This window comes from Streptomyces sp. GL_141 (assembly GCF_057834385.1).
Genome location: NZ_CM174402.1, coordinates 6,947,435 through 6,973,720 on the forward strand (window position 1 = coordinate 6,947,435; position 26,286 = coordinate 6,973,720).

The 26,286-nt window shown below is 74.0% G+C and carries 22 protein-coding genes and 7 tRNA genes; 17 read left to right on the forward strand and 12 right to left on the reverse strand.

The window, feature by feature from the left end; translation table 11 throughout:
- Nucleotides 1-39: 39 nt before the first annotated feature.
- The 3 genes from cobT (at nucleotide 40) to AC3IX6_RS30945 (ending at nucleotide 5,957) form a co-directional block, all read left to right on the forward strand.
- Entirely contained in the window at nucleotides 40-3,315 is a 3,276-nt protein-coding gene (gene cobT / locus AC3IX6_RS30935; protein WP_489366519.1) for a nicotinate-nucleotide--dimethylbenzimidazole phosphoribosyltransferase, read from the forward strand.
- Between the two features lie 541 nt (nucleotides 3,316-3,856).
- Nucleotides 3,857-5,077 carry a uroporphyrinogen-III C-methyltransferase gene (gene cobA / locus AC3IX6_RS30940; protein ID WP_489366521.1) on the forward strand — a complete coding sequence of 407 codons (1,221 nt, stop codon included), beginning with the start codon at nucleotides 3,857-3,859 and terminating at the stop codon, nucleotides 5,075-5,077.
- Between the two features lie 67 nt (nucleotides 5,078-5,144).
- The gene (locus AC3IX6_RS30945; protein ID WP_489366523.1) at nucleotides 5,145-5,957 is read left to right on the forward strand and encodes a TrmH family RNA methyltransferase; all 813 of its coding nucleotides are present in this window, start codon (nucleotides 5,145-5,147) and stop codon (nucleotides 5,955-5,957) included.
- An 8-nt stretch (nucleotides 5,958-5,965) separates the two neighbouring features.
- Here AC3IX6_RS30945 and AC3IX6_RS30950 read toward each other — a convergent pair whose 3' ends face one another.
- Nucleotides 5,966-7,204, reverse strand: a complete 1,239-nt coding sequence (locus tag AC3IX6_RS30950) for a serine/threonine-protein kinase (RefSeq protein WP_489366525.1) — start codon at nucleotides 7,202-7,204, stop codon at nucleotides 5,966-5,968.
- A gap of 552 nt (nucleotides 7,205-7,756) precedes the next feature.
- Here AC3IX6_RS30950 and AC3IX6_RS30955 point away from each other — a divergent pair.
- From AC3IX6_RS30955 to AC3IX6_RS30965, 3 genes are all read left to right on the forward strand, one after another.
- Nucleotides 7,757-7,942, forward strand: a complete 186-nt coding sequence (locus AC3IX6_RS30955) for a hypothetical protein (RefSeq protein WP_489366527.1) — start codon at nucleotides 7,757-7,759, stop codon at nucleotides 7,940-7,942.
- A gap of 377 nt (nucleotides 7,943-8,319) precedes the next feature.
- Entirely contained in the window at nucleotides 8,320-9,600 is a 1,281-nt protein-coding gene (locus tag AC3IX6_RS30960) for a phosphotransferase family protein (RefSeq protein WP_489366529.1), read from the forward strand.
- 65 nt (nucleotides 9,601-9,665) lie between these two features.
- Nucleotides 9,666-9,980, forward strand: coding sequence for a TFIIB-type zinc ribbon-containing protein (locus AC3IX6_RS30965; RefSeq protein WP_389688447.1), 315 nt, complete (start codon nucleotides 9,666-9,668; stop codon nucleotides 9,978-9,980).
- Nucleotides 9,981-10,104: 124 nt separating this feature from the next.
- Here the strand turns inward: AC3IX6_RS30965 and AC3IX6_RS30970 are convergent.
- The 5 genes from AC3IX6_RS30970 to AC3IX6_RS30990 form a co-directional block, all read right to left on the reverse strand.
- A tRNA-Val gene (locus tag AC3IX6_RS30970) sits at nucleotides 10,105-10,179 on the reverse strand.
- Between the two features lie 54 nt (nucleotides 10,180-10,233).
- Nucleotides 10,234-10,305: transfer RNA gene (locus AC3IX6_RS30975), tRNA-Val, on the reverse strand.
- A 19-nt stretch (nucleotides 10,306-10,324) separates the two neighbouring features.
- Nucleotides 10,325-10,396: transfer RNA gene (locus AC3IX6_RS30980), tRNA-Val, on the reverse strand.
- Between the two features lies 1 nt (nucleotide 10,397).
- Nucleotides 10,398-10,471, reverse strand: a tRNA-Cys gene (locus AC3IX6_RS30985).
- Between the two features lie 45 nt (nucleotides 10,472-10,516).
- Nucleotides 10,517-10,589, reverse strand: a tRNA-Gly gene (locus tag AC3IX6_RS30990).
- Between the two features lie 180 nt (nucleotides 10,590-10,769).
- On the opposite strand from AC3IX6_RS30990, the gene AC3IX6_RS30995 reads away from it, so the two are divergent.
- Genes AC3IX6_RS30995 through AC3IX6_RS31005 form a run of 3 tightly spaced genes read left to right on the forward strand, consistent with a single transcriptional unit; the run spans nucleotide 10,770 to nucleotide 13,641 of the window.
- Nucleotides 10,770-11,936 carry a chorismate-binding protein gene (locus AC3IX6_RS30995; protein ID WP_489366531.1) on the forward strand — a complete coding sequence of 389 codons (1,167 nt, stop codon included), beginning with the start codon at nucleotides 10,770-10,772 and terminating at the stop codon, nucleotides 11,934-11,936.
- On the forward strand, nucleotides 11,933-12,760 hold the full coding sequence (locus AC3IX6_RS31000; protein ID WP_489366533.1) for an aminotransferase class IV: 828 nt from the start codon (nucleotides 11,933-11,935) through the stop codon (nucleotides 12,758-12,760). The genes AC3IX6_RS30995 and AC3IX6_RS31000 overlap by 4 nt, the downstream gene beginning before the upstream one ends.
- A 56-nt stretch (nucleotides 12,761-12,816) precedes the next feature.
- Nucleotides 12,817-13,641, forward strand: coding sequence for a GNAT family N-acetyltransferase (locus AC3IX6_RS31005; protein ID WP_489366534.1), 825 nt, complete (start codon nucleotides 12,817-12,819; stop codon nucleotides 13,639-13,641).
- A 175-nt stretch (nucleotides 13,642-13,816) separates the two neighbouring features.
- Here AC3IX6_RS31005 and AC3IX6_RS31010 read toward each other — a convergent pair whose 3' ends face one another.
- A complete protein-coding gene (locus AC3IX6_RS31010; RefSeq protein ID WP_489366536.1) occupies nucleotides 13,817-14,317 on the reverse strand; it encodes a DsbA family protein in 501 nt (166 codons plus the stop codon).
- Nucleotides 14,318-14,517: 200 nt separating this feature from the next.
- Here AC3IX6_RS31010 and AC3IX6_RS31015 point away from each other — a divergent pair, with 200 nt between their 5' ends.
- Entirely contained in the window at nucleotides 14,518-14,961 is a 444-nt protein-coding gene (locus AC3IX6_RS31015) for a hypothetical protein (RefSeq protein WP_489366538.1), read from the forward strand.
- Nucleotides 14,962-15,247: 286 nt separating this feature from the next.
- Here the strand turns inward: AC3IX6_RS31015 and AC3IX6_RS31020 are convergent, their stop codons facing one another.
- Both AC3IX6_RS31020 and AC3IX6_RS31025 read right to left on the reverse strand, forming a co-directional pair.
- The gene (locus AC3IX6_RS31020; RefSeq protein ID WP_489366539.1) at nucleotides 15,248-15,874 is read right to left on the reverse strand and encodes a CGNR zinc finger domain-containing protein; all 627 of its coding nucleotides are present in this window, start codon (nucleotides 15,872-15,874) and stop codon (nucleotides 15,248-15,250) included.
- A 230-nt stretch (nucleotides 15,875-16,104) separates the two neighbouring features.
- Nucleotides 16,105-16,518, reverse strand: a complete 414-nt coding sequence (locus AC3IX6_RS31025; RefSeq protein ID WP_030011909.1) for an SsgA family sporulation/cell division regulator — start codon at nucleotides 16,516-16,518, stop codon at nucleotides 16,105-16,107.
- 177 nt (nucleotides 16,519-16,695) lie between these two features.
- Here AC3IX6_RS31025 and AC3IX6_RS31030 point away from each other — a divergent pair, with 177 nt between their 5' ends.
- Both AC3IX6_RS31030 and AC3IX6_RS31035 read left to right on the forward strand, forming a co-directional pair.
- Entirely contained in the window at nucleotides 16,696-17,205 is a 510-nt protein-coding gene (locus AC3IX6_RS31030; RefSeq protein WP_489366543.1) for a TIGR02611 family protein, read from the forward strand.
- Between the two features lie 58 nt (nucleotides 17,206-17,263).
- Nucleotides 17,264-17,335: transfer RNA gene (locus AC3IX6_RS31035), tRNA-Val, on the forward strand.
- Nucleotides 17,336-17,419: 84 nt separating this feature from the next.
- Here AC3IX6_RS31035 and AC3IX6_RS31040 read toward each other — a convergent pair.
- Entirely contained in the window at nucleotides 17,420-19,906 is a 2,487-nt protein-coding gene (locus AC3IX6_RS31040) for an SCO7613 C-terminal domain-containing membrane protein (protein WP_489366545.1), read from the reverse strand.
- A gap of 113 nt (nucleotides 19,907-20,019) precedes the next feature.
- Here AC3IX6_RS31040 and AC3IX6_RS31045 point away from each other — a divergent pair, with 113 nt between their 5' ends.
- Nucleotides 20,020-20,565 carry an SRPBCC family protein gene (locus AC3IX6_RS31045; protein ID WP_489366547.1) on the forward strand — a complete coding sequence of 182 codons (546 nt, stop codon included), beginning with the start codon at nucleotides 20,020-20,022 and terminating at the stop codon, nucleotides 20,563-20,565.
- 38 nt (nucleotides 20,566-20,603) lie between these two features.
- Nucleotides 20,604-20,675 (forward strand) — tRNA-Val (locus tag AC3IX6_RS31050).
- A gap of 115 nt (nucleotides 20,676-20,790) precedes the next feature.
- On the opposite strand, the gene AC3IX6_RS31055 is transcribed toward AC3IX6_RS31050, so the two are convergent.
- On the reverse strand, nucleotides 20,791-21,516 hold the full coding sequence (locus tag AC3IX6_RS31055; protein ID WP_489366548.1) for a 3'-5' exonuclease: 726 nt from the start codon (nucleotides 21,514-21,516) through the stop codon (nucleotides 20,791-20,793).
- A gap of 256 nt (nucleotides 21,517-21,772) precedes the next feature.
- Between AC3IX6_RS31055 and AC3IX6_RS31060 the strand changes: the two genes are divergently transcribed.
- Together AC3IX6_RS31060 and AC3IX6_RS31065 are read left to right on the forward strand one after the other, a co-directional pair.
- Nucleotides 21,773-22,363, forward strand: a complete 591-nt coding sequence (locus AC3IX6_RS31060; RefSeq protein ID WP_489366549.1) for a DUF4365 domain-containing protein — start codon at nucleotides 21,773-21,775, stop codon at nucleotides 22,361-22,363.
- Nucleotides 22,363-23,589, forward strand: a complete 1,227-nt coding sequence (locus tag AC3IX6_RS31065; protein ID WP_489366551.1) for a hypothetical protein — start codon at nucleotides 22,363-22,365, stop codon at nucleotides 23,587-23,589. The genes AC3IX6_RS31060 and AC3IX6_RS31065 overlap by 1 nt, the downstream gene beginning before the upstream one ends.
- A 51-nt stretch (nucleotides 23,590-23,640) precedes the next feature.
- On the opposite strand, the gene AC3IX6_RS31070 is transcribed toward AC3IX6_RS31065, so the two are convergent.
- Nucleotides 23,641-24,114 (reverse strand): GNAT family N-acetyltransferase, encoded by a 474-nt coding sequence (locus AC3IX6_RS31070; RefSeq protein ID WP_489366552.1) that lies wholly within the window; start codon nucleotides 24,112-24,114, stop codon nucleotides 23,641-23,643.
- Nucleotides 24,115-24,287: 173 nt separating this feature from the next.
- On the opposite strand from AC3IX6_RS31070, the gene thrS reads away from it, so the two are divergent.
- Nucleotides 24,288-26,264, forward strand: a complete 1,977-nt coding sequence (gene thrS, locus AC3IX6_RS31075) for a threonine--tRNA ligase (protein WP_327307667.1) — start codon at nucleotides 24,288-24,290, stop codon at nucleotides 26,262-26,264.
- Nucleotides 26,265-26,286: the final 22 nt, after the last annotated feature.

A 26,286-nucleotide genomic window follows, 5' to 3' on the forward strand; every position in this document is an offset into this window, starting at 1 on the left:
GGCAGTCGAAGAGGCAACACCGATGGGCGAGGGGTACGCATGACTGACACCGGCCAGGTTCCGGGCGAGGGTCTCCCGGACAGCACGGGCATGGTGGATCAGCAGGGCGTCCCCGCCCCGGTTCCCCCGTCCTCCCCGGCGACCGGGAGCTACGCCTTCCAGGACCTCGTGGACCATCCGGCCGAGCCGGAGGACGAGGAACTGCTGCTGATGCCGAGCAGCCAGGGCGCGTGGAGCGACCCCCAGGTCGTCCCGCCGGTGCCCGCCTTCCCCGAGTTCCCCGAGCCCTCCGCCTACACGGACGCTCCGTACGCGGACGGCCCCTACGCCGACTTCGCGGGGGCCCCGGAGTACCAGCAGCCCCACCAGCCCCAACAGCCCCACCCGGGCCTGCTTCCGGTCCCCGATGCGCCGCTCGGCTACGAGCCCGCGGGCTACCCGCAGCAGTCCTTCGACGGACAGCAGTTCGCCGAGCAGCCGTCCTTCGCCGACGCCTCCTTCCCCGACGCGTCCTACGCCGACGCCTCCTACGGCGCCGGTGCGCACGAGGCCGGCGGCCGTGATTCCGGCGCGCTGGACCTCGGCGGCCTCGTGACCCCGCAGCCCCTGTCGCAGCCCCAGTCCCCGGTGGCGCCCGTCGCCGCGGCCCCGGTGCGGCGGCCGCTGCACATGGGTCCGCCCGTGCCCGAGGCCACCGGCGGAGTCGTACGGTCCCTCGCGGACCGGGGCCCGGCCGCGGCGCCCGCGCAGGCACCCGTGCACGCCCCGGCGCCGGCCGCGCCCGTTGCCGTCCCGGTCGCCTCCGTGCCCTCGTCCCCCATCGGCTCCGAGCCCGTGGCCCCGGCCATGAGCACCCCGGCGATGCCCGTCCCGGTGCGCCAGTCCGGGCCGCCGACCACGGGACCCGAGTACCTGGACTTCACGCAGGCCGGGGCCGAGCACCTGCCGGGCCCGGCGCAGCAGCCGGTCGAGATCCCGGTGCAGGCCGGGACGCCGTGGACCGTGGAGCCCGCTCCGGAAGCCGCGGCCCAGCCCGTGGCACAGCCCGTCGCCGAGGCCGCGGCCGAGCCCGTGGCGCAGCCCGCCGCCGAGCCTGCGGGCGAGCCCGTCGCCGAGACCGGTGGCGCGCCCGTCGCCTTCGCCGAGCCCGTTCTCGTACAGGAGCCCGCGTCCGTGCCCGTGGCGGAGCCGGTGCCCGCCGCCGTGGCCGTCGCCGAGCCGGTGCTCGTGGAGCCCGCGCCGGAGGCCGTCGCCGAGCCCGTCGCCTTCGCTGAGCCCGAGGCCGCCGTCGTACCGGAACCCGAGCCCGTCGCGGTTCCGGAGCCCGTGGCCGAGGCGGCCGTTGCCGTTGCTGCCTCGCCGGAGCCCGTCGTGGCGGCGGAGCCCGAGCCGCAGCCCGCGGAAACGATGGTCCAGGCCGAGGAGCCGGAGCCCCTGCCCGAGCCCGAGGCCGCCGCGGTGGCCCCCGAGCCCGAACCGGTCGCCGTCGCGCAGGCCGACGTACCGCTGGAAGCCGGGCAGGCCCCCGAGGCCGGAACCGACCCGCAGCCCGAGCCGGAAGCCGAGCCCGAGGCCCCGGTCACCGAGGCGGCCCCCGGATACGCCGACGCCGAGCGCGAGGCCGTCCTGCGCGTCATGCGCGAGCGCCGTGACATCCGCAAGGGCTTCCGCCGGGACCCCATCCCGCACGAGGTGCTGCTGCGCGTCCTGGAGGCGGCCCACACCGCGCCCAGCGTCGGCCACTCCCAGCCGTGGGACTTCGTCGTCATCAAGTCCGCCGAGACCCGCCGGACGATGCACGAGCTCGCCGAGCGCCAGCGCGAGGCCTACGCGAAGTCGCTGCCCAAGGGCCGTGCCAAGCAGTTCAAGGAAATCAAGATCGAGGCCATCCTCGACACCCCGGTGAACATCGTGGTCACCGCCGACCCCACCCGCGGCGGCCGCCACACCCTGGGCCGGCACACCCAGCCGCAGATGGCTCCGTACTCCTCGGCCCTCGCGGTGGAGAACCTCTGGCTCGCCGCGCGCGCCGAAGGTCTCGGCGTCGGCTGGGTCAGCTTCTTCGACGAGCGCGAGATGGTCCGCGAGCTCGGTCTGCCGGAGCACCTGGAGGTCGTCGCGTACCTGTGCATCGGGTACGTGGACGAGTTCCCCGACGAGCCCGAGCTCGCGCAGGCCGGCTGGTCGCAGCGGCGGCCCCTCGCCTGGGTCGTGCACGAGGAGACGTACGGGCGCCGCGCGCTGCCGGGCGAGGAGCCGCACGACCTGCTCTCCGAGACGGTCGCCAGCATCCGCCCGCTCGACGCGAAGGCGCTCGGCGAGGCGTGGGAGCGGCAGAAGCGCATGACCAAGCCCGCCGGGGCCCTGGGCATGCTCGAAATCATCTCCGCCCAGCTGTCCGGCCTCTCGCGGGTCTGCCCGCCGCCGATCCCGGAGCCCGCCGCGGTCGCGATCTTCGCGGGTGACCACGGCGTGCACGCCCAGGGGGTCACCCCGTGGCCCCAGGAGGTCACCATGCAGATGGTGGCCAACTTCCTGGGCGGCGGCGCGGTGTGCAACGCGTTCGCCAACCAGGTGGGCGCCGAGGTCTGCGTGATCGACGTCGGCGTCGCCGGCGACCTCCCGGCCACGCCGGGGCTGCTCCCGCGCAAGGTCCGCCCGGGCACGGCCGACCTCTCGGTCGGCCCGGCGATGACCCGCGAGGAGGCCGTCGCGGCCATCGAGGTGGGCATCGAGACGGCCCGCGACCTGGTCGCGGCGGGCAACAAGGCTCTCCTGACCGGAGAGATGGGCATCGCCAACACCACGGTGTCGGCGGCGCTGATCTCGGTCTTCACCGGGGTGGACCCGGGCGAGGTCACCGGGCGGGGCACGGGCATCAACGACGAGACGCACGCCCGCAAGGTCGAGGTCGTGCGCCGCGCGCTGGAACTCCACCAGCCGGACCCGGCGGACCCGATCGGCGTCCTGGCGGCCATCGGCGGCCTGGAGCACGCGGCGATCGTGGGCCTCCTCCTCGGCGGAGCCTCCCTGCGGACCCCGGTGATCCTGGACGGCGTCAGCGCCGGTGCGGCCGCGCTGGTGGCCCGTGCGATCGCTCCGGAGTCGCTGTCGGCGTGCATCGCGGGCCACCGCAGCGCGGAGCCGGGCCACGTGGCGGCCCTGAACAAGCTCGGCCTGCGCCCGCTGGTCGACCTGGACCTGCGCCTCGGCGAGGGTACGGGGGCGCTGCTGGCGCTGCCGCTGGTGCAGAGCGCTGCGCGGGCGATGCACGAGGTGGCTACGTTCGACTCGGCGGGTGTCACCGAGAAGTAGGGCTTGCTGCGGGGGGCCGGTGCCGGGGCCGGGGTGGGGTGTCGTCCGGGACTCATGATTTATGGCGCCCTGTGCCCGCTGCGCCCCGATGGCCTTGTTCTCGCGCCAACACATCACGTTTTACGTCCCGGACGACACCCCACCCCACCCCACCCCGTCCCCGCCCCCGGCAAGATCCAGCCCCTCCGGCGTTTGAGGAGCGGGGGCCCGGGGGCGGAGCCCCCGAAGGGGTCCGGGGCGGAGCCCCGGTTTCGGGAAGGGGCGGGGTGGGGAAAGCCCCGCAGGGCCCGGCGAGCCGCACCGGCCGCGCAGCCGACCCGGGGTCGGAGATCACGTACGAGCCGGTGATCATGGGGCGTGAGCCCCCTGGCCTGGGGCGGAGCGGGGCTCCGCAGGGCCGGGGGAGCGGCCCCCGAGGCGACCGCCGCGCAGGCGGGTCGTATCGTGGACCCCGGACGGGCCACCGCACGTCACCGCCCGATCAGCCGCTCCAGCGACGCAGCGGCCCGCCGTCACCGCCGCATCAGGAGCCGCAACCGCCATGGGACACCCGGCACACCCCGCCTACCCCGTCGGACTCCGCCTCACGGGCCGCCGTGTCGTCGTGATCGGTGGTGGCCAGGTCGCCCAGCGCCGGCTGCCCGCGCTCATCGCGGCCGGCGCCGACATCGTCCTGATCTCTCCTTCCGCGACCCCCTCCGTGGACGCCATGGCGGAGACCGGTGAGATCCGCTGGGAGCGCCGCCGCTACGAGGCCGGCGACCTGGCCGGCGCCTGGTACGCCCTGGTGGCCACCCGGGACCGTGCCGCCAACGACGCGGCCTCCGCCGAGGCCGAGCGCGAGCGGGTCTGGTGCGTCCGCGCCGACGACGCCGAGGCCGCGAGCGCCTGGACCCCGGCCACCGGCCGGGTGGAGGGCGTCACCGTCGCCGTACTGAGCGGCAACGACCCCCGCCGCTCCGCCGCCGTCCGCGACGCGGTCGTCGAGGGGCTGCGGGACGGCTCCCTGACCGCCGCCCGCCCGCACACCCCGGGCGTGTCCCTGGTCGGCGGCGGGCCCGGCGACCCGGACCTGATCACGGTCCGCGGCCGCCGCCTCCTCGCCGAGGCCGACGTGGTCATCGCGGACCGGCTCGGCCCCCGTGACCTGCTGGACGAGCTCCCGCCGCACGTCGAGGTCATCGACGCCGCGAAGATCCCGTACGGCCGTTTCATGGCCCAGGAGGCCATCAACGACGCCCTCATCACCCACGCCAAGGCCGGCAAGGCCGTGGTGCGGCTCAAGGGCGGGGACCCGTACGTCTTCGGCCGCGGCATGGAGGAGCTCCAGGCCCTCGCCGAGGCCGGCATCCCGTGCACCGTCGTGCCCGGCATCTCCAGCTCCATCTCGGTGCCCGGCGCGGCCGGCATCCCGGTCACCCACCGGGGCGTGGCCCACGAGTTCACCGTGGTCAGCGGCCACGTCGGCCCCGACGACCCGCGCTCGCTGGTGGACTGGGCCTCGCTGGCCAAGCTCACCGGCACCCTGGTCATCCTCATGGGCGTCGACAAGATCGGCCTGATCGCCGAGGCGCTGGTCCGGCACGGCCGCCCCGCCGACACCGCCGTCGCCGTCATCCAGGAGGGCACCACCGCCTCCCAGCGCCGGGTGGACGCCACCCTGGCCACGGTCGGCGAGACCGTCCGTGCCGAGGAGGTACGGCCGCCCGCCGTCATCGTGATCGGCGACGTGGTGAAGGTCCACCGGCCCGTGGCCGAGTGACGTCCCCGCAATCCCGCAACCCGGCAGAGCCGTTGGCACCGCACCCAGGACAAGGCAGTATCACCCTGTGGCTGATCTCATCACCGTCGAAGACCCCGACGACCCGCGCCTGCGCGACTACACGGGCCTGACCGACGTAGAACTCCGGCGCAGGCGCGAGCCCGCGGAAGGTCTCTTCATCGCCGAAGGCGAGAAGGTGATCAGACGCGCCAAGGACGCCGGGTACGAGATGCGCTCGATGCTGCTCTCCGCGAAGTGGGTCGACGTCATGCGCGACGTCATCGACGAGCTCCCGGCCCCGGTCTACGCCGTCAGCCCGGAGCTCGCCGAGCGCGTCACCGGCTACCACGTGCACCGCGGCGCCCTCGCCTCCATGCAGCGCAAGCCGCTGCCCACGGCCGAGGAACTGCTCGCCACCACCCGGCGCGTGGTCATCATGGAAGCGGTGAACGACCACACCAACATCGGCGCCATCTTCCGCAGCGCGGCCGCCCTCGGCATGGACGCGGTCCTGCTCTCGCCCGACTGCGCGGACCCGTTGTACCGGCGCTCCGTCAAGGTCTCCATGGGCGCCGTGTTCTCCGTCCCGTACGCCCGGCTGGAGGCCTGGCCCAAGGGGCTGGACTCGGTCCGCGAGGCCGGTTTCAAGCTGCTGGCCCTCACCCCGCACCAGAAGGCCTCGCCGATCGACGTGGCCGCCCCGCAGACGCTGGAGCGGGTCGCGCTGATGCTGGGCGCGGAGGGGGACGGACTGTCGACCCAGGCACTGGTCGCCGCCGACGAGTGGGTGCGGATCCCCATGGCACACGGGGTGGACTCGCTGAACGTGGGCGCGGCCGCGGCCGTCGCCTTCTACGCGGTGGCCAGCGGCCGCCCGTAGGGCCTTCCCTAGAGCTTCTGGGCCAGCGCGATGCCCAGCGCCACGAGCAGCGTCACCACGACGAAGACGATCAGGCGCTGGCGCATCAGCCTGGGGTCCGGCCGTGACGGCCGGCGCCCCGTGCCCGTCGTACGGGGAGCCGGGCGGCCGCCCGTACGCCCGGCGGTGGAGCCGGGGCCCCGCGAGCCGGTGCTCCGGGACGAGGAGGGTCGCGAGTCCGGCCCGCCGCGCGGTCCCTGCCCCTTGGTCTGCGCCTTCCCCTGACCCGCTCCGGTTCCCGTGCCCGGACGTCCCGGGGCGGGCGTGCCGGCGCTACGGCGCTCCGTGCGCTGGTCCGCGTACCCCTCGGCGTACTCCTCGGGCAGCCGCCCCGTGGGCCGCTCGGTCCGCGCCCGCTGCGCCGGCGGGCGGCTGTCGCCCATCCCGTGCGCCTCGCGGGCCGCGATCTCCTTGAGCCGCATCGACAGCTGGAGCGTGGTCGGCCGCTCGTCGGGGTCCTTCGCCAGGCAGGCCCGTACGAGGGGCGCGAGGGCGTCCGGAACACCCTGGAGGTGGGGCTCCTCGTGCACCACCCGGTACAGCATGACCTCGGAACTGCCGTGCCCGAAGGGCGAGTCGGCGGTGGCCGCGTAGGCGAGGGTGGCGCCGAGGGAGAACACGTCCGTGGCGGGGGTGACGGCGGCGCCGCGCACCTGCTCGGGTGCCAGGAAGCCGGGGGAGCCGACGGCCGTTCCCACGTGGGTGAGGGTGCTGGCCCCGGTGGCCCAGGCGATACCGAAGTCGATGATGCGCGGGCCCTTGGGCGACAGCAGGATGTTCGAGGGCTTGAGGTCGCGGTGGACCACCCCGGCCTCGTGTACGGCGACCAGTCCCTCGGAGAGCGCGGCGCCGATGGCGGCGATGGCCGAGGCCGTCAGGGGGCCTTCCTCGGCCACCTTGTCGTGCAGGGAGGGGCCGGGCACGTACTGCGTGGCGAACCAGGGGCGCTCCGCCTCCAGGTCCGCGGCCACCAGGCGCGCGGTGCACCCGCCCCGGATCCGCCGGGCGGCGGAGACCTCGCGTGCGAAGCGCGAACGGAACTCCTGGTCCTCGGCCAGGTCCGGCCGGATCACCTTGAGCGCGACGCGCTGTCCGCGCCGGTCGGAGCCCAGATAGACGACGCCCATGCCGCCGGCGCCGAGGCGCCGGTGCAGCCTGAACGAGCCGACGACACGCGGGTCCTCGCGCCGGAGCCGCATCATCGCCATGTCCACCCCGCTGACCGGTCGTCCTGTTGACGTGGCACAGCTTACGGACCATCCGGCATGCGCGCTCAGAGGCCGCGCCCTCGCCGGGGGATTCGATTGTCAGTACGGGGCAGTCCACTTGGGGAACCGCCGGACCACCGGTAGGACGCATGTACGGGGCAGGGCCGTTCGGTCAAGCCCGGCCGTCTTCAAGGGAATTGGGGTTCAAGGCGGGGGAGTGGGGGAGTGGCGGCCGCAGGTCGGACCGGGCCCGTCCGGTTGATCTTGGGAGTGCCTGGTCGGGGGCCGGACGTATGCGGTGAGTGACGGAAGTGAGCGAAGTCACTACGCTCCGGTGATCCCCTCCGGGAAGACCCTCAGGCCGGGGGGCGGGTCTCCACCCAGGGGAGTACGCGCGAGGTGGACTCGTCATCCTCCCGGAGGCCAGGCAATGGGTACGAAGGCATGAGGCCAGGAGCCTTTCCCGCGCCTAGTGTTGAAGACAAGCGGCGGGTGGAGCACTCGTCCCCCGAGGTCATAAACCCGCCGCTGCCAAACGACAGGGAGAGGACCATGGCGGACATCGCACGGCAGGGACGCAAGGCATTCGCGTTCAACAGCCATGAGTCCGGTCGTCGCCACCCACTGGTGGCCGCGGCCATGGTGCTCCCCCTGGCCGCCCTCCTGCTCTTCGTCTTCGGAGGCTTCGACCAGGTGGCGGCACAGGCGTCGTCCGTAAGCGTGATGCTGGGGCGCTGAGCGGCGCCCCGGGCCCAGGAGAGCGGCCTGGGCCGGGACTGTCACCGGCCGAACCCCGTGGGGACGGGGGAGCGGTCGACGGACGGCAGGTGAAGGGTGCTGCGCGTACGGCTGGGGAGCCGGACGCGCAGCACCCTTTTTCATGCCCGCGCACGCTCCTTTCCGACATGCCCCTCGTGTCCCTCGCACCGCTCGGCGCCGGCGCGCCTCCCGGGCTTCGGGCCGCTGCGCCGGACTCCGTCCGGCGGTGGCCGACGGCGTCCGTCCGGCGGTACGGCCACTGCCGCCCGGCCGCGCGCTGCGTACCCTCGTCCCGAGGAGCACCCGCCCGGGGTGCGGAGCACGGGGAGAGCCGAGGCGTGGTTCCGCTGGAGCGAGTGAGCGCGGCCGAGCTCGCCGCGTACGCGGGCGCGGCGGAGTACGTGCTCCTCGCGGACCGCGACGACGGCACCGTGGTCCGCTGCGGGAACGTCGTGGCCAAGGCGCACGCCGGCGACAGCGACCCCGACGCCCTGGCGGTACGGATCCGCGTGGCCGGGGACCCCGCGCTGGCCGGGGTCCTGCTGCCCCCGCTGCGCACCGGGCTCGGCCTGGTCGGCTCCCGGCCCGTCTCCCTGTGGCCCTACGGAGCTCCGGTCGCTCCGGACCGCCCCGAGGAGGCCCCCTGGGAGCCGGCCGCCGAGCTGCTGGCCGCCCTCCACCGGACCCCGCTCCACCACCTCCCGTACCCGCTCCCCCCGATGCGCGGCCCGGCGAAACTCGCCCGCGCCCTCCACCGTCTCGACGCGGCGCACCCGCCCTGGGCCCCGGGCGCCGCGGGGCGCGCCGTGCCGGGCTGTACCGCGGACGCGGACGCGGACGCGGCAGCCGGTGACCCGGGCGGCGCCCCGCGGGGGCGGTCGGCCGTGGAACGCCCCTCCGACCGGGACCGCGATCGTCTGCCCTCCGGCCGCGACGGGGACTTCGGCTGCGGCTGCGACCGCAGCCAGGACCGTGGCCGCGACGGCCGCCACGACGGCTGCTCCGGAGACGGGCCGACCCGGGCCGGGGCGGCTGCCGCCCTCGCCGCCGGGCCGTCCTCCGGCCGTGCGGACCGAGCCCGTCGCGCCGTTCTGGCCATCCCCGCCGGGCAGGCGGTCGCGGCCGGGCCGGCGGGCGCGGACGCCGACGCCGCGGAGTTGGCGCGGCTCGTACGGGCCGCCGCGGCCACGCTCCCCGGGTGGGCCCGGGGCGAGGGTCCGCCGCCGTCCGGCGGGGCGCTCTGCCACGGCGACCTGCACCTCGGGCAGCTGGTCCGGGGCCCGGCCGGGGGCTGGCGGCTGATCGACGTGGACGACCTGGGACTCGGCACGCCCGCCTGGGACCTCGCCCGGCCCGCGGCCTGGTATGCCGCCGGGCTGCTCGACACCGGGACCTGGCTGCGCTTCCTCGACGCCTACCGGGCCGCCGGCGGCCCCGCGGCCGGTCCACCCGGCAGCGACCCCTGGCCGGAACTCGACCTCGCGGCCCGCGCGCTCACCGTGCAGACGGCCGCGCTGGCCCTCGCCAAGGCAGCCCGCGAACGGCGCCGACTCGACGAAGTGGAGCGGCTGATGGTGGAGGCATGCGCCCGAATTGCCTCCCTCCCGCCCGACTTGGAGCCGAACCCTCCGTCGTAGGGTGAGCCCCACGCCACCGGGTACGCATCCGGTGTCGACGAGAACGGCGAGGAGTTGATCCGGTCATGCAGTGTCCGAAGTGTCACGCGATGATGCACACGTACAACCGCAACGGTGTCCAGATAGAGCAGTGCAGCGGCTGCCGCGGCATCTTCCTCGACTACGGCGAGCTGGAGGCGCTGACCCGCCTGGAGTCCCAGTACACCTCCCAGTACGGCCAGGTCCCGCCCCCGGCCGCCCCGCCGGCCCCCGCCCCCGCCGCGTACCCGCAGCAGCACGCGGCCCCCGCGCCCGCCTGGGGCGCCCCGCAGCACGGCGGCTACGGCCACGGTCACGGCCACCGCAAGGGCGGCTTCGGCCGGATGCTCTTCTCCTCCTGAGCCCGAGGGGGTGGGGTGGGGCCCGGAACCGACCGGCACCCACCCGCCCACCGGGCCCGCAGGGGACCGCGGCCCGCACACGCGAAAGCCCCGGCCGTGGGAACGGCCGGGGCTTTCGGACAACTGGTGCGCGATACTGGGATTGAACCAGTGACCTCTTCCGTGTCAGGGAAGCGCTCTCCCGCTGAGCTAATCGCGCGGGACCACGTTCACGGTGCGAGCACCGCGGGTGGCAGATCTGAAGCATACTGCGTGCGCGATACTGGGATTGAACCAGTGACCTCTTCCGTGTCAGGGAAGCGCTCTCCCGCTGAGCTAATCGCGCGGGGATCCTTGCGGACCAGTGGACGATACTGGGATTGAACCAGTGACCTCTTCCGTGTCAGGGAAGCGCTCTCCCGCTGAGCTAATCGTCCTTGGAGGTGGAGACGGGATTTGAACCCGTGTAGACGGCTTTGCAGGCCGTTGCCTCGCCTCTCGGCCACTCCACCATGGAGCAAGCAGGGGGTCCTCGGGAAGATGATCCCCCACCTTAGAGCGGACGACGAGACTCGAACTCGCGACATCCACCTTGGCAAGGTGGTGCTCTACCAACTGAGCTACGTCCGCAGGTCACCGTGTTCGCTCCGGGGTTTTCCCCCTTCGCTCCCTGGCGACGAGTTGAACTCTAGCGGATTCCCGGGCCAGCTCAAAAACGCGTTTCCGCAGCGTGCTGCCGCCCGATCACCGCCGGTCACCCGGCAGACGCCTCACCGGCGCGCGGGCGTCACCGGTCATAGACTCGCAGCCGTGCACGACCTGCCTCCCCTCGCCCGCTTCGGCGGCCTTCTCGCGACCGATCTCCGAGATGTCACCAGCGATCCCGCAGCCCTGGATTCCACCGGCTTCTGGGCGGTGACGGCCGATTTCGAAGGCCGTCTCGTCTGTGCGCGCTTCGGGGACATACGTCCCGACCCGGTGCCGGCCCCCGTCCCCGGGGCCTGGCACGGTCCCGAAGCCGACGCGTGGACCTCCTCCCTCGGCCGCGCCGCGTACACCGCGGGCGTACGCCGCATCCGCGCGCACATCGAGGCGGGGGAGGTCTACCAGGCCAACCTCTGCCGCGTGATGTCCGCGCCGCTCCCCGATCCGGCGGGCGCCGACGTGGACGCCCTCACGGCGCTGCTCGCGCGCGGCAACCCGGCCCCGTATGCAGGAACGATTCGGCTGCCGGCGCACGGCGTCGAGATCGCCACCGCGTCCCCCGAGCTCTACCTGCGCCGCACCGGCCGCCGCGTCGAGTCCGGCCCGATCAAGGGCACCGGCCGCACCGCCGCCGATCTGCTGCCCAAGGACCACGCCGAGAACGTGATGATCGTGGACCTCGTACGCAACGACCTCGGCCGGGTCTGCGCCACCGGCTCCGTGACCGTCCCCGAGCTGTGTGCGCTCGAAGAGCACCCGGGCCTCGTCCACCTCGTCTCCACCGTCGCCGGCGAACTCGCCGAGGGCGCCGGCTGGCCCGAGCTCTTCGCCGCGACCTTCCCGCCCGGCTCCGTCACCGGAGCCCCCAAATCCTCGGCCCTGCGGATCATCGAGGCCCTGGAGACCGCCCCGCGCGGCCCCTACTGCGGAGGCATCGGCTGGGTCGACGCCGACCGGGGCACGGCCGAGCTCGCCGTCGGCATCCGGACCTTCTGGATCGACCGCACGGCCCCCGGAGGTCCCCGGCTGCTCTTCGGCACCGGCGCCGGGATCACCTGGGGCTCCGACCCGGACCGCGAGTGGGCGGAGACCGAGCTGAAGGCCGCCCGGCTGCTGCGGGTAGCGTCGGGAGCCGTCGAGCCGATCGTGGCGAACGTGACACGTGATGCAGGTGAGACTGGCGTGATCGGCGCGGCGGGCAAGATCGCCACGACGGGCACGACGGGCACGACGGAAACACAGACGGACGAAAGCGGGAGGACCGTACGGTGAGGATCTGGCTCGACGGAGCACTGCGGGACGCCGACGAAGCGAAGGTGTCCGTGTTCGACCACGGCCTCACCGTCGGCGACGGGGTCTTCGAGACGCTCAAGGCGGAGCACGGCACGACCTTCGCGCTCACCCGGCACCTGGAGCGGCTGACCCGCTCCGCCCGGGGGCTCGGCCTCGCGGACCCGGATCCGGACGAGGTGCGCCGCGCCTGCGCCGCCGTACTGGAGGCCAACCCGGTGCCGCTCGGCCGGCTGCGCGTCACCTACACCGGGGGCGTCTCCCCGCTCGGCTCCGACCGCGGCGAGGCCGGCCCGACGCTGATCGTCGCGCTGGCCGGGGCCACCCGCCGCCCCGACACCACCGCCGTGGTCACCGTGCCGTGGGTGCGCAACGAGCGCTCCGCCGTGGTGGGCCTGAAGACCACCTCGTACGCCGAGAACGTGGTCGCGCTCGCCGCCGCCCACCGGGCCGGAGCCTCCGAGGCCCTCTTCGCCAATACCGTCGGGCGGCTCTGCGAGGGCACCGGCTCCAACGTGTTCGTCGTCCTCGACGGGCAGCTGCACACCCCGCCCGTGGGCTCCGGCTGCCTCGGGGGCATCACCCGGGCGCTCGTCGCCGCATGGTGCGGGGCCAAGGAGACCGATCTGCCCTTCGAGGCGCTGGAGCAGGCGGAGGAGGTCTTCCTGACCTCCTCCCTGCGCGACGTCCAGGCCGTCGTACGGATCGACGGGCGCGAGCTGGGCTCCGCCCCCGGTCCCGTCACGGCCGAGGCCATGCGGATCTTCGACGCCCGCTCCGCCGAGGACCCCGACCCCCGCTCCTGACCGGGACCGGACAATTCTGCTGTGCTTCGGGCCGCAGGGCGGGTAGAACTCGACTGATGACCACCACCCTGCGGCCGAGCGGGCCGCTTCAGCAGAGCACCGGCGGGGCGCGCTCGCGCCCGTACGAGATCCGCGTCAACAGCAGGCGCGTCGGCGCCCTGCTGCTCGCCTCGGACACCCCCTTCGGGCCGACGGTCGCCGAGATCCGCGACCTCGCCGTCGAGGAGCCCGACCGCCGGCGCGGCCGTGCCACGGTCGCGGCGCTCGCCGCCGAGGAAGTACTGCGCGCCTGGGGCTGCCGGCGGGTCCGCGTCTCGGTCCCGGCCGGCTCGGCGGGCGGGCTGCGGCTGGCCGGCTCCCTCGGGTACGCCGAGTACAGCCGCAACATGGCCAAGGAGCTCCCGGCCGGGCCGCCCGCCCTGTCCGAGGGGGTGGCCGGCCGCCCGATGACGGAGGCCGAGTTCGAGACCTGGCACGCGGACGCGCTGGAGAGCTACGCGCAGAACTGGGTCGGCCGCGGCATGCCGGCCGGGGCCGCGCGGACGAAGTCGGTGAACGACCACGCGTCCATGCTGCCGCTGGGCCTGGCCACCCCGGGTGTCAGCTTCTCCGTGCTGGAGGCGGCCGGTGTCCCGGTGGGCACCGTCTGGGTCGCGCCGAACGGCGGGGACTCGTACGTCTACGACGTCGCGGTCGCCGAGGAGCACCGGGGCCGCGGCCACGGCCGGGACCTGATGCTCCTCGCGGAAGGCACCGCCCTGGCCGCCGGCCACCGGGTGCTCGCGCTCCACGTCTTCACGGACAACGTCCCGGCCCTGCGGCTCTACGAGTCCCTCGGCTACCGGACGACGAACTTCAACTACGCCAAGGACCTGATCTGAGGCGTCGGGCCTGGGCCGTCTCTTTCGGATCTTGCCTGGCCCGCGCCGCCCGGCACCGCACCTCGCCGCACTGCCGAGGCACCCGAGTACGTCCAGTACGCGGGAGCCCCGGCAGCGCGGCGAGGTACGGCACCGGACGACGCGGGCCTGACCGGCAAGATCCGAAAGAGACGGCCTAGGCGTCCGCGGCGAGCAGGCGGTCGGCGATCTCCTCGATGCGCTCGCGCAGGCCCGCCTGGCTCTTGCCGCCGTCGAGGCGCTCCCCGTCGATGACGTACGTCGGGGTGCCGGTCACGCCGATCGCCTTGCCCTCGGCCTGGTCGGCGTCCACGATCAGGATGTGCCGGCCGTCGATCAGGGCGGTGTCGAACTCCTCGGCGTCCAGGCCCAGTTCACGCGCGACCTCGACGAGAACCGATTCGCCGGCCTTGCCGAGTTCCGCGGTGCGGGCGAGAACGGCCTCCACGTAGGGCCAGCCCTGCCCCTGCTCGGCGGCCTCCTCCGCGGCCTGCGCGGCGGCGAAGGCGTGCTTGTGCTTCTCCAGCGGGAAGTGGCGCAGCCGGATGTCCAGCCGGTCGCCGTAGCGGGCCCGCAGGGCGCGCACGTCGTCCAGGGCGCTGTGGCAGTCCGGGCACTGAAGTTCGCACCAGACGTCGAGGATCACGGAATCGGTCATACGGACAGTCTCCCAGCCCGCGGGGACGAGCACGGACCGGGACCTCGGGAGGAGACCGGACCCGGAGATGTCCCGGAGATCCGCCCGCGGGGGGCTCCGACCGTGGCCAGGGCGAGGGTGGCCGGTGCAGGATGGATGGGGACAGAACGCCCGGCCCGCCGGCCGGGTCCGACCGACAGAACCGCCCCTGGAGGCCCCGCATGCTCGCCGAGACCATTTGCTCCGCGGTGTCCGCGGCGGGCCTGGGCATCGCCGCGCTGACCGCCTACCGCAAGCGATTCCTCGCGGCCACACGGATCGCGGCGTACTCGCTGGTGCCCGTCGGCCTGGTGATGACGGGCGTCGTGGCGTGGGCGACCGGGATCGTCTTCAAGCCGACCGTCTGGGCCGGGTTCGCCGTGCTGGGGCTGGCCTGGCTCCTCTTCGTGACCACCCGCGCGATAGAGCGGCGCGGCGCGGGTGCGGGGGAGGGGAAGCAGAAGCAGCCGAAGGCCGCCAAGGGGCGCCCGGCCCAGGAGGCCGTCGCCCCGGCCGCCTCCGCGCCCTCGCTGGGCGACGGGGCCCGCCCGCGTCCCACCCCGGCGGCCGCCCCGGCCGAGGACTTCTCCGACATCGAGGCGATCCTCAAGAAGCACGGCATCTGACCCGGCCGTTCCCGGCCGCGCGGCCCCTGTCCGCGCGGCGGGTCTTCGCGGCGGGTCTTCGCGGTGATCCGGGGCGGGAACCACCTGATCTGACGGGATCCGGTGAACTCGTGCGCTCCGTCTGGCGTGTTGAGGGGCGCGCGGCGGTCCGCTGGGCCATCATCGCCCCGACATGCCCGACACATCATCGGGTGAGCCCGCCGTTCCCGCGCCGGCCACCGTTCCCGTCGCCGAGGAGCCGAGAGGCTGCCTCTTCGCGCTCTCCCAGCCGCCCCTGATGATCTTCCTAGGAGTGATCGGAGGCTTGCTGCTGCTCGCCGCCGTGCACGATCTCTTCCTGCTCTGAGCCCGGCTCCGTCCCCAGCTCGGATTTGCGCCGGGCCCGGTACGCCGCCACGTGCAGCCGGTTCCCGCAGGTGCGGCTGTCGCAGTAGCGCCGGGAGCGGTTGCGGGACAGGTCGACGAAAGCCCGGCGGCAGTCCGGGGCCTCGCAGCGGCGCAGCCGCTCCTGCTCGCCCGAGACCACGATGAAGGCCAGCGCCATGCCGCCGTCGGCCGCCAGGTGGTCGCCCACCGAGGCGCCCGGGGCGAAGTAGTGCACGTGCCAGTCATAGCCGTCGTGGTTGGTCAGCTGCGGGGTGGTGCCGGCCGTCGCGACCAGCTCGTTGATCAGTACGGAGGCGATGCGGGAGTTCGGCGCCGCGAAGACCTGGGCGAATTTGCCGCGCACCGTGCGCACGCCGGCGAGGTCGCGGGCGCTGAGCTCGCCGACGTCGCTGATCGCGTACTCGTGGACGAAGGCGCGCAGCGCGTTCACGTCCGCCAGCGCGTCGGGCTGCTCCGTCTCGGCAGAGGTGTTCACCAGCGCGACGACGACGTCGAGCGCGCGACGGGTGTCGTGGGGGATCTGCACGGGGTCTCCCTGAAGGGCCGGGCCTGCGGTGACGGTCTGCTGCCGCCGCCGCTGGCCGACTCTAGCGGGTCACCCCACAGCGCACCGGCGCCGTCCACGCGGGTGGCTTCCGCGTGAACAGCGCCGGCACTTCCGTATGTGGTTGTCCGCCGTGCACCGTCGCCCCGAGTCGGACGGTGTCGTACGGCCCCCGGGCTCAGCCGGGGGAGGGTTCCCTCTGTAGGCCTGGCTCAGGATTCGGCCAGGATGTGGGAGAGCTCCTTGTCGAGGTCGAAGTGCCGGTGTTCGGTCCCGGGTGGAACCGCGGCGTCCGTCCGCTTGAGGAACGACTCCAGTGCTCGGGCGGGTGCTTCGAGCAGTGCTTCTCCCTCCGGTGAGCTCAGGGCGATGCAGACGACCCCCTGACCGTGACTGCGGGACGGCCATACACGGACGTCGCCGGTACCGGTGGGCCGGTGAAGGCCCTCGGCGAGGAGGTCGCGGGCGAATACCCATTCGACCGTCTCCTCGGCGCCGGTGTGGAAGGTGGCGTGCACGGCGTAGGGGTCGGCCGTGTCATACCGCAGGCCCGCGGGAACAGGCAGTGAGGACTCGCTCGACACAACGAGGCGCAGGTGCAGCTCGCAGCTGACCGTGGTGTTCATAAGCGCCAGGGCCTTTCGCTCAGTGTGCGCTCGGGGATTCGCACGTCGGCGAAATCGACATGCCACCTACGGTGCCGTTGTAAACCCCTCTGACCGTTTTGCGGACCTCTGGGTCCCTCGGACGGCGGATCCAAACGACCATTCACGTGTGCTGGGACCTCCGGTAGATTCGTCCCCATGAACACGGGGAGTGACCGCGAGACCAACGAGTCCGCAGCCGAATCCACAGCCGAATCCACAGCCGGTCCCGCGGCCGACGCCGCGGTCGAGTCCGCGGCCGACGCCGCGGAGGGATCCGCCGCCGCCGAGGAGGCGCCGCACGTCTCCAAGGCGCCGGCCTTCGTCAAGGCCCGCCGGGGTCTGCACCTGAGCTGGCAGGTCGGCGTCTTCATCATCGGCCTCGCCGTCATCGGCGCCGGCGTCGCCATGCTGGTCCTGCCCGGACCGGGCTGGGTGGCGATCTTCGCGGGCCTCGCGATCTGGGCCACCGAATTCGCCTGGGCCCACCTCGCTCTGCGCTGGACGAAGCGCAAGGTCAGCGAGGCCGCCCAGAAGGCCCTGGACCCGAAGGTCCGCCGCCGCAACATCATCCTGACCAGCGTCGGGCTCGCGATCGCGGGCGTCCTGATCGGCTTCTACCTGTGGAAGTACGGGCTCGTGCTGCCCTGGAAGCGCGAGGTGGAGTGAGCCCGCCCGACCATGGCGGAGAGCACCGCTGACATGCGGTAATGTTTGCGGTGCGTCCGGGCGATTAGCTCAGTGGGAGAGCACTTCGTTCACACCGAAGGGGTCACTGGTTCGAACCCAGTATCGCCCACCCGGACCAGAGGCCCGGAGACTTTCACAGTCTCCGGGCCTCTGGCTTTTTCACCTGTCCGGCCCCGGCTCCGGCCCCGCCGGGCTACCTCAGCCGGCCGATGGCCTCCCGCAGCCGGCGGGCGTCGCGCAGCCGCTTCTCGTAGGTGGCCCCCACGGCCAGCAGCAGCACCCCCGCCAGCGCCGGCGGCAGCCAGCGCGGCAGCGCGTCCACCACCTGGATGACGTACGGGGTCAGCTCGTGCAGGGCCACCGCCGTCAGCGTCGCCCCACCCAGCAGCAGCGGTGCCCGCAGCCGGCCGCGGGCGCCGGCCAGGGTCACCCCGAGGGCGGCCGTCCCCAGCAGCAGCGGCCGCAGCCAGTGCGGATCGCCCCACACCGCGAGGGTGCTCGGCAGCAGGGTCGCCGCCAGGCCCGGCCCGTACGCCGTCCAGGACCCGGCCAGCGGATCACGGCGCCGCCGCAGGAACCCCACGGCCAGCGCCGCCGCCGTCACCGGCAGGGTGTACGCCTCGGGCACCGTCACCTCCGAAGCCGCCAGCCGTACCCAGGTCGCCGCGAGGAACAGCACCCCGGCCGGCCAGCCCGCCGCCGACCGGCGCTCGGGCCGCACCGCCGCCGCCGCGCACACCACCCCGGCCAGGGCCAGGACCAGCGCGAGCACCGGAGCGTCCCCGGTGGCCAGGGCCACCGCGAGGAGACCCGAGGCGGCCGCCGCGACCTCGGCCGGGACCCGTACGACGCCCAGCCGCGGCCCGAGCGCCGCCACCGCCGCCGGAACCACCAGCACCGGCGGCGCCCACCAGGCCACCGGCCGCTCCAGCAGCGCGCCCAGCGCCACCGCGAGCAGCGCCGCGTACCCGACGGCGAGCGCCGCGGCCCCCGCGCGGGCCCACACCGGCGCGGGCCGGTAGGCCGCTCCCGCCGCACAGGCGGCCGCCAGCAGGCCGAGCACCCCGAAGGTGGCCAGCCGGCCGTCCAGGGCCGCCACGGACACGCTCAGGGCCCCCGCCAGCGCGCAGACGCCCGCGGCCACCCCGGCGAGGCCGCGCACGGAGACCGCCGCGGACCCGGATCCCGTGGGGGTGCCGTCGCCTGCGGGCACGGTCCCGGAGCCCGCCGGGTCGCCGCCGGCCGCCGCCGTGGCGGCCTTCGCGGAGGCGCCGTCGGCCGCCACCGCCGTGGACCGCAGCGCGAACAGGCCCGCCGCCAGCGTCACCGCGACCTGGGCCGCGAAGACCGCGCCCGGAGCCACACCGAGCACCACCGGGGCCGTGAACAGCGCCGCCCAGCCCAGGACCACCGCCGCCACCGCCGGCTCCGGACGCCCCGGGAGCACCCGGACCAGCCACCCCGCGGCCCCGGCCGTCAGGAGCAGCGCCACCACCGGAGCGAGCCCCGGTCCGTCGGCGGCCGCCCCAGCGGGAGTCGCAGCGGGAGTCGTCACCGACCAGACCTCCTCCAGCACCCGCAGCCGGTCCACCAGCACCGTCGCCACCCACGCCACGCAGATCACCGCCTGCAGGACGGCCACCCCCGCCCCGGCCAGGGCGAGGCCGCGCCGGACCGGCTCCGGGAGCGCGGAGACCCGTAGGGCCCCCAGCAGGGGCAGGGCCGCCACCAGGTACCCGACCGCCGCCCAGGACGGGCTCAGCTCCGGCCGGAGCAAGCCGCCCAGGGCCGCCACCGCGGCGAGGGCGCCCGCCGCGGCGAACGCGGCCCGCAGACCGGAAGCGCGCCACGCCACCAGCAGCGCGAGCGCGGCCACCGCCGCCAGCCGGGCCGAAGGAGCCAGGGCCGCGCCCGTCGACTCCGCCGCCGCGGACTCCACCAGACCCGTCAGCAGCGCGGCCCCGCCCGCCACCGAGCCCGCCGCCCCCGCCCAGCGGGACCAGCGCCCCGGCCGCAGCAGCACGAGCCCCGCGTCCAGCGTGGCCGTCCCCAGCAGGGCCCAGGCCATGTCGAGCCCCGCCGCCCCGGCGGCCAGCGCCGCCAGGGGCAGCGGGAGCTGCGCCGTCAGCACCGCCGCGGGGACCGGGATCCGCAGCGCGGACAGGGAGAACCCGTACCCCGCCCACCCCGCCGCCAGCACCGCCGCGGCACCGGCCGCGTACGCGGTGCCGTCCACCTCGGGCATGCCGACGGCGTACAGCGCGTACGCGTCCAGCACCGTCAGCAGCAGACCGACGGCGGCCACCGCCTCGGCGGTCGAGCGCAGTCCCCGGCGCAGCAGCGCCACCGGGGCGCCGAGCGCCGCCGCCGTCACCACGGCGAGCACCGCGCTGCGCCCGGCGATCCCCAGGGAGCCCCAGCTGACCAGCGTGAACGCCAGCGCGGCGACGGCCAGCAGCACCGCGCCCAGCACCAGGAGCACGTTCTGTGCGCCGGGACCCGAGGCCTCCGCCCCCTGTGCGGGCACGGGCGGACGGGCCGGCGCACCCCACGCCTGGGGGGCCTGAGCGCCCAGCAGCCACGCACGGCGACTCAGCAGGAAGTGGCGCCGGGCGTCGAGTTGGATCAGTTCGCGGTCGATGAGCACGAGCTCCTCGGCCGGGGGCAGGGGGTTGTTCATGGTCGGAGTGTGGCGCCCGTCACCCCGTCAGGACATGGGTGCGCGTACTCAGATCCGGGTGAGTTCCGGCTGAGTACCGGGTGCGCGTCCCCGCCGCGCGCAAGACTGGAGGCATGGACCGAAGCAGCCGCACCGGCGGCCCCGGCGCCGCGCGGGGCGGCGGCCAGGCCGGCCGCGCCGTCCCCGCCAACCCCGCCGACCGGTGGACCCGTTACCGCTTCCGCAGCGTGTGGGACCTCGACGCCGCACCCGCCCGCGTCTACGCCGTCCTGGAGCGCCCCGAGTGCTACCCCCAGTGGTGGCCCCAGATCCGCGCCGTCGCCCCCGCCGCCGACGGGAGCAGCGGCACCGCCTTCATCCGCTCCGCCCTCCCGTACACCCTGCGCGTGGGCGCGGCCGAACTCCTGCGGGACCCCGTGCGCGGCATCCTGGAGGTCGCCCTGCTCGGTGACCTGGAGGGCTGGGCGCGCTGGACCGTACGGTCGCGGCCCGGCGGAACACGGGCCCTGTACGAGCAGGAGGTCGAGGTGCGCCGCCCCCTGATGCGCCTGCTCGCGTTCCCCGGGCGGCCGGTGTTCCGGCTCAACCACACCCTGATGATGCGGGCCGGGCGGCGCGGGCTCGCCGCACATCTGGCGGCCCGGCCGGAAGCGGTTTGAACCAGCCCCGAGCCTTCTGTATTGTTCACACCGTTCCCGGGCGATTAGCTCAGCGGGAGAGCACTTCGTTCACACCGAAGGGGTCACTGGTTCGATCCCAGTATCGCCCACCGGGACAGGCCGGTCCGTCTGATGACGGACCGGCCTTCCGCATGTACGGGCCCTTTTTCGGTACGGACCCCTGCCGTCCCGGCCCCTGCCGTCCGGACCCGTGCCGTCCGGACCTCACGCCGCCGCGGGCAGCTCCGGCCGCAGCGGCCAGTGCGGATCCACCGACTCCGGCGTGCCCTGCCGTGCGAACCACGCCTGAAGTCCCCGCGCCTGCGCCGCGTGCCACACCTGCTGGAGCGTGTGCAGCTCCGCCGGCGTCAGCCGCTCCAGCCGGCCCGCGAACCTGCGCCCCACGGCCCGTACGAGCTCCAGGGACGCCAGCGCGTCCGCGCCCGCGTCATGGGCCCCCTCCAGCTCTATCCCGTAGTGCGCGCACAGATCCGTCAGCGTCCGGCGCCCCTTGCGGTAGCGGTCCAGATGCTTGTCCAGCACCCGCGGATCCAGCACCGTCAGCGGCCGGTTGTCCAGGTACCGGGCCAGCGAGGACGCCCGGTGGCGGCGCAACTCCCGGTCCAGCAGCGTCAGATCGAACGGCGCGTTCATCACCACCACCGGCCTCCCCGCCGTCTGCTGCTCCCCGAGCGCGCGGGCTATCTCCTCCACCACCGGCGCGGGCCACCGCCCGTTGCGCTGGAGGTGGTCGTCGGTCAGACCGTGCACTTCCGTGGCCCCCGGGGGTACCGGGATGCCGGGATTGACCAGCCAGCGCGTCGAGCGGATCCGGCCGCCCGCGCACTCCTGCACGATGAGCGCGGCGGACACGATCCGGTCCCGTTCCACGTCCACCCCGGTCGTCTCCGTGTCGAATGCGGCCAGCGGGCCCTCGTACCAGCGTGTCATGGCGAACTCCTCGTCACCCGTCGGCAGATGGCCCCACCCGGGCACCGCGCCCCAGGCCCCGCCACCCTTGCCCGAAACGGTGATACCCGGGCTCTTTGCCCCGTACGCCGTTTGCGGGGCGCCGACTGCGGAGACAACTCAACTGGGGGACCGCACACATGACCGGTCGTCAACCCCGACACCCTGAAACGGACCTGACGCGACCTGCCACGGCCGCGTGCGAACGTGACAGCCCGGAAGGCATGGGGAGCCGGCCATGGCGCTCGCGCAGCCCGAACCGGGCGGGGTGCTCGCGGGGCAGATCGATCCGCGGACCGACCCGCGGAGCGGACCGCTGCGCGGCACACTCGCCACCACCGCCTGCATGGAGACCCTTCAGGTGGGATACCTGCACGCCGTCGTCGCAGCGGCCGGCTGCTCGCTGTCCCAGCCCTTTCCCGACAACGGCATCGACTGGCACGTCAGCCACGGAGCCCCCGAGCACGTCGTCGACGACGAGGTGACCATCAAGGTCCAGCTCAAGGCGACCTACCAGATACCGCCCAGACCGGCCGGGCCCACCTTCGGCTTCACCCTCGACAACGAGCACCTGGTGAAGCTGGCCCGCACCCCGGTCGCCGTGCACAAGATCCTCGTCGTGATGCTCGTCCCGCGGGAACGCGACCAATGGCTGAGCGCCGGTCAGGACCGGCTCGACCTGCGGCACTGCTGCTACTGGACCAATCTCGCCGGGCACCCCGTGACCGGCCGGCGCCGGACCACCGTACGGATCCCGACCACGCGGATCTTCGACGACCGGGCGCTCTGCGAGATCATGACCCGGGTCGGGTCGGGAGGGACACCTTGATGAACTGGCAGTCACCGCACCTGGAGCCGCTCTCCTCACCGGAGTTCGCCGCGGGAGCCCCCGATCCCGCGCAGGTCGATCCGCTCGTGCTCGGCGCCCTGCTGCACCGGCACGGCTGGCTGCGCCGCGGCGGCGCCGCCGGGCGGTACGGGCGCTGGACGCCGCCCGCCCCGTACGCCACGGGCAGCGGCGGCACCAGCCTCCTCGTCCCCGAGAGCCGGGCCTTCCCCGACTGCGCCGACCTGCTCGAAGAGGCGCTCACCGCCCTCTCGCGCAGCGCGCTGCCGTCGGCGCGCGAGGTGCTGTACGGGCTCAGCGTGCCGAGCGACGAGATCCGCTGGGAGCGCGAGATCCCGCGAGGGGCGTACGGACTCCAGGGCGAGGCCGACTGGACCGTCCAGGAACAGCTCCGCTCGGCCGCCCGCCAGCTGCTCCTCGCCGGGGCGCTGGCCGACCGGGCGCGGGCCGGGTACTACGGAGCCCGGCACCGCGGCCAGGCGGAGCGGGCGCTGGACGGGGTCCTGGTCGGGCCGGCTCCGGGCGGCCGGCGGCTGACCGCGTACGTCCCCGTCGACGGGGGACGGGGGACGGTGACCCGACTGCACCACGCGCTGCACGCCGCCCGCGAGGCCGTGGACTACCAGCGGGCCACCGGCGGCATGGAAGCCTTCGACGCGGCGGTCGAGGCCGGGGTCAGCCGGGAGCTCGCCGAGGCGCTCATCTCGCTGGTCCACGGCTCGGAGGGGGCCCGGGTGGCCCTCGCGTGGGCCCCGGCGGCGGGGGTCCCGGCGGGGTGCGCGGCCCGGCCGGAGCCGGTGGAGTTCTCGCCCGGCGACCTCCCGGTGCTCCGGGAGGCGGCCGCGCGGTACACGAGGGACGAGCCGGCGGTGCCGGTCCGGGTGGCCGGAGCGGTGGTCCGGATGCGGAGGTCGGCCCCGGGCGGCGGGGGAACGGTCCGGCTGCGGGTCCTGGCCGGGGCGGAGATCCCGTACGTCCGGGTCGTGCTCGACGAGGAGTCGTACCGGGTGGCGGGCCACGCGCACCTGGTCGGCCTGCCGATCCGGGTCAGCGGGCGCTTGCAGCGGCGGGGCGGGTTCCGCCGGCTGACGGACGCGGCGGACGTCCGTCCGGTCCCGCTGGACGAGGTCGAGCGGGACCGGCTGATGAAGTCCCTGGACGAGTCCCTCGACGCGGGGGACGTCCTGCCGTCGGACTCGGACGACTGACTCGGACGGCCGGCCCGACTGACTCGGCCGACTCGGGGCTTGAGGGCCGGCTCAGCTTGCGGCGCGGGTGAAGGACGCCATGCGCAGGCCCGGAGCCGGGGAGAAGTCCGCGCCGCGGGTGAAGCCGGAGCGTTCGTACAGGGTCACCGCGGGGGTGTTGTCCGCGCCCGTGGTGACCGTGACCGTGCGGTGCGGGAGCACGTCGGTCAGGACGTGGCGCAGCAGCAGCGAGGCGATCCCCCGGCGGAACCGGGCCGGGTCCACGCACAGCCGGTCCAGGTGGACCCCGCCGTCCGGCTCCTCCCCCCAGGCGAGGAAGCCGGCGATCTCGCCGCCCCCGGACACCGCGCCGATCCAGTTCAGGGGGCGCGCCCGCAGCTCCGCGAGGCTCTCGCGGAGCGCCGGGATGCCGCCGAAGCCGATCAGCTCCGCCTCCACCGCGTACGCGGCCCTGCCGATCCGGTGCACGGCGGACGCGGTGGAGTCGTCGGTCAGGTCCAGCGGGCACGGGTGTGCGCTCGGCATGTAAGGAGGCCCTTCGGGGTGCGGGATCGGGGTGCGGGAGGGGGAACCCCCACCGTACGGAGGTGCGGGGATCGGCTCCGGGCGGTAACCGTTTAGCGGCGCGGCCCATCCGCTCGGTACGATTCAGACGCGCAGTGATCCGCTCGCGCACCCCCTGAGTCAGGAGCAGACCGGTGTCAGACGTCCGTGTGATCATCCAACGCGATTCCGAGCGGGACGAGCGCGTGGTGGCCACGGGCACTACGGCGGCAGAGCTCTTCGCCGGCGAGCGCACCATCGTCGCCGCGCGCATCGCCGGTGAGCTGAAGGACCTCGCGTACGAGGTGAAGGACGGCGAGACCGTCGAGCCCGTGGAGATCTCCTCTCCCGACGGCCTCGACATCCTGCGCCACTCCACCGCGCACGTCATGGCGCAGGCCGTGCAGGAGCTCTTCCCCGAGGCCAAGCTGGGCATCGGCCCGCCGGTCCGGGACGGCTTCTACTACGACTTCGACGTCGCGAAGCCCTTCACCCCCGATGACCTCAAGGCCATCGAGAAGAAGATGCAGGAGATCCAGAAGCGCGGCCAGCGCTTCGCCCGCCGCGTCGTCACCGACGAGGCGGCCCGCGAGGAGCTCGGACACGAGCCCTACAAGCTGGAACTCATCGGCATCAAGGGTTCGGCCTCGACCGACGACGGCGCGAACGTCGAGGTGGGCGGCGGCGAGCTGACCATCTACGACAACTTCGACGCCAAGACCGGCGACCTGTGCTGGAAGGACCTCTGCCGCGGTCCCCACCTGCCCACCACCCGCAACATCCCCGCCTTCAAGCTGATGCGCAACGCCGCCGCCTACTGGCGCGGCAGCGAGAAGAACCCGATGCTCCAGCGCATCTACGGCACCGCGTGGCCGTCGAAGGAGGAGCTGAAGGCCCACCTCGACTTCCTCGTGGAGGCCGAGAAGCGCGACCACCGCAAGCTCGGCACCGAGCTCGACCTGTTCTCCGTACAGGACGAGATCGGCTCCGGCCTGGCCGTCTTCCACCCGCGGGGCGGCGTCATCCGCCGCACCATGGAGGACTACTCGCGCAAGCGGCACGAGGAAGAGGGCTACGAGTTCGTCTACACCCCGCACGCCACCAAGGGCACCCTCTTCGAGAAGAGCGGCCACCTGGACTGGTACGCGGAGGGCATGTACCCCCCCATGCAGCTCGACGGTGGTACCGACTACTACCTCAAGCCCATGAACTGCCCGATGCACAACCTGATCTTCGATGCGCGCGGCCGCTCCTACCGCGAACTGCCGCTGCGCCTCTTCGAGTTCGGCACCGTGTACCGGTACGAGAAGTCCGGCGTCGTGCACGGCCTGACCCGCTCGCGCGGTTTCACCCAGGACGACGCGCACATCTACTGCACCAAGGAGCAGATGGCGGAGGAGCTCGACCGCACGCTGACCTTCGTGCTGAACCTGCTCCGTGACTACGGTCTGACCGACTTCTACCTGGAGCTGTCGACCAAGGACCCGGAGAAGTTCGTCGGCTCGGACGAGATCTGGGAGGAGGCCACCGCCACCCTCCAGCAGGTCGCCGAGAAGCAGGGCCTGCCCCTGGTCCCGGACCCGGGCGGCGCCGCGTTCTACGGCCCGAAGATCTCCGTCCAGTGCCGTGACGCGATCGGCCGCACCTGGCAGATGTCGACCGTGCAGCTCGACTTCAACCTGCCGGAGCGCTTCAACCTGGAGTACACCGGCCCCGACGGCACCAAGCAGCGTCCGGTCATGATCCACCGCGCGCTGTTCGGTTCCATCGAGCGGTTCTTCGCCGTCCTGCTGGAGCACTACGCGGGCGTCATGCCGCCGTGGCTCGCCCCGGTCCAGGCGGTCGGCATCCCGATCGGCGACTCGCACATCGAGTACCTGCAGGAGTTCGCCGCCGAGGCGAAGAAGAAGGGCCTGCGCGTCGAGGTGGACGCCTCCTCCGACCGCATGCAGAAGAAGATCCGCAACCAGCAGAAGCTGAAGGTCCCCTTCATGATCATCGTCGGTGACGAGGACATGGCCGCGGGCACCGTCTCCTTCCGCTACCGCGACGGCTCGCAGGAGAACGGCGTCCCGCGCGACCAGGCGCTGGCGAAGCTCGTGGACGTCGTGGAGCGCCGCGTCCAGGTGTGACCGCGGGCGGCGGCCGTGACCG

Excerpts from the sequence above, each read along its gene's own strand:
- cobT (WP_489366519.1), top strand. The coding sequence starts at position 40 with ATGACTGACACCGGCCAGGTTCCGGGCGAGGGTCTCCCGGACAGCACG.
- cobA (WP_489366521.1), top strand. The coding sequence starts at position 3,857 with ATGGGACACCCGGCACACCCCGCCTACCCCGTCGGACTCCGCCTCACG.
- AC3IX6_RS30950 (WP_489366525.1), bottom strand. The coding sequence starts at position 7,204 with ATGGCGATGATGCGGCTCCGGCGCGAGGACCCGCGTGTCGTCGGCTCG.
- AC3IX6_RS30955 (WP_489366527.1), top strand. The coding sequence starts at position 7,757 with ATGGCGGACATCGCACGGCAGGGACGCAAGGCATTCGCGTTCAACAGC.
- AC3IX6_RS30965 (WP_389688447.1), top strand. The coding sequence starts at position 9,666 with ATGCAGTGTCCGAAGTGTCACGCGATGATGCACACGTACAACCGCAAC.
- AC3IX6_RS31005 (WP_489366534.1), top strand. The coding sequence starts at position 12,817 with ATGACCACCACCCTGCGGCCGAGCGGGCCGCTTCAGCAGAGCACCGGC.
- AC3IX6_RS31010 (WP_489366536.1), bottom strand. The coding sequence starts at position 14,317 with ATGACCGATTCCGTGATCCTCGACGTCTGGTGCGAACTTCAGTGCCCG.
- AC3IX6_RS31015 (WP_489366538.1), top strand. The coding sequence starts at position 14,518 with ATGCTCGCCGAGACCATTTGCTCCGCGGTGTCCGCGGCGGGCCTGGGC.
- AC3IX6_RS31025 (WP_030011909.1), bottom strand. The coding sequence starts at position 16,518 with ATGAACACCACGGTCAGCTGCGAGCTGCACCTGCGCCTCGTTGTGTCG.
- AC3IX6_RS31030 (WP_489366543.1), top strand. The coding sequence starts at position 16,696 with ATGAACACGGGGAGTGACCGCGAGACCAACGAGTCCGCAGCCGAATCC.
- AC3IX6_RS31040 (WP_489366545.1), bottom strand. The coding sequence starts at position 19,906 with ATGAACAACCCCCTGCCCCCGGCCGAGGAGCTCGTGCTCATCGACCGC.
- AC3IX6_RS31045 (WP_489366547.1), top strand. The coding sequence starts at position 20,020 with ATGGACCGAAGCAGCCGCACCGGCGGCCCCGGCGCCGCGCGGGGCGGC.
- AC3IX6_RS31055 (WP_489366548.1), bottom strand. The coding sequence starts at position 21,516 with ATGACACGCTGGTACGAGGGCCCGCTGGCCGCATTCGACACGGAGACG.
- AC3IX6_RS31060 (WP_489366549.1), top strand. The coding sequence starts at position 21,773 with ATGGCGCTCGCGCAGCCCGAACCGGGCGGGGTGCTCGCGGGGCAGATC.
- AC3IX6_RS31065 (WP_489366551.1), top strand. The coding sequence starts at position 22,363 with ATGAACTGGCAGTCACCGCACCTGGAGCCGCTCTCCTCACCGGAGTTC.
- AC3IX6_RS31070 (WP_489366552.1), bottom strand. The coding sequence starts at position 24,114 with ATGCCGAGCGCACACCCGTGCCCGCTGGACCTGACCGACGACTCCACC.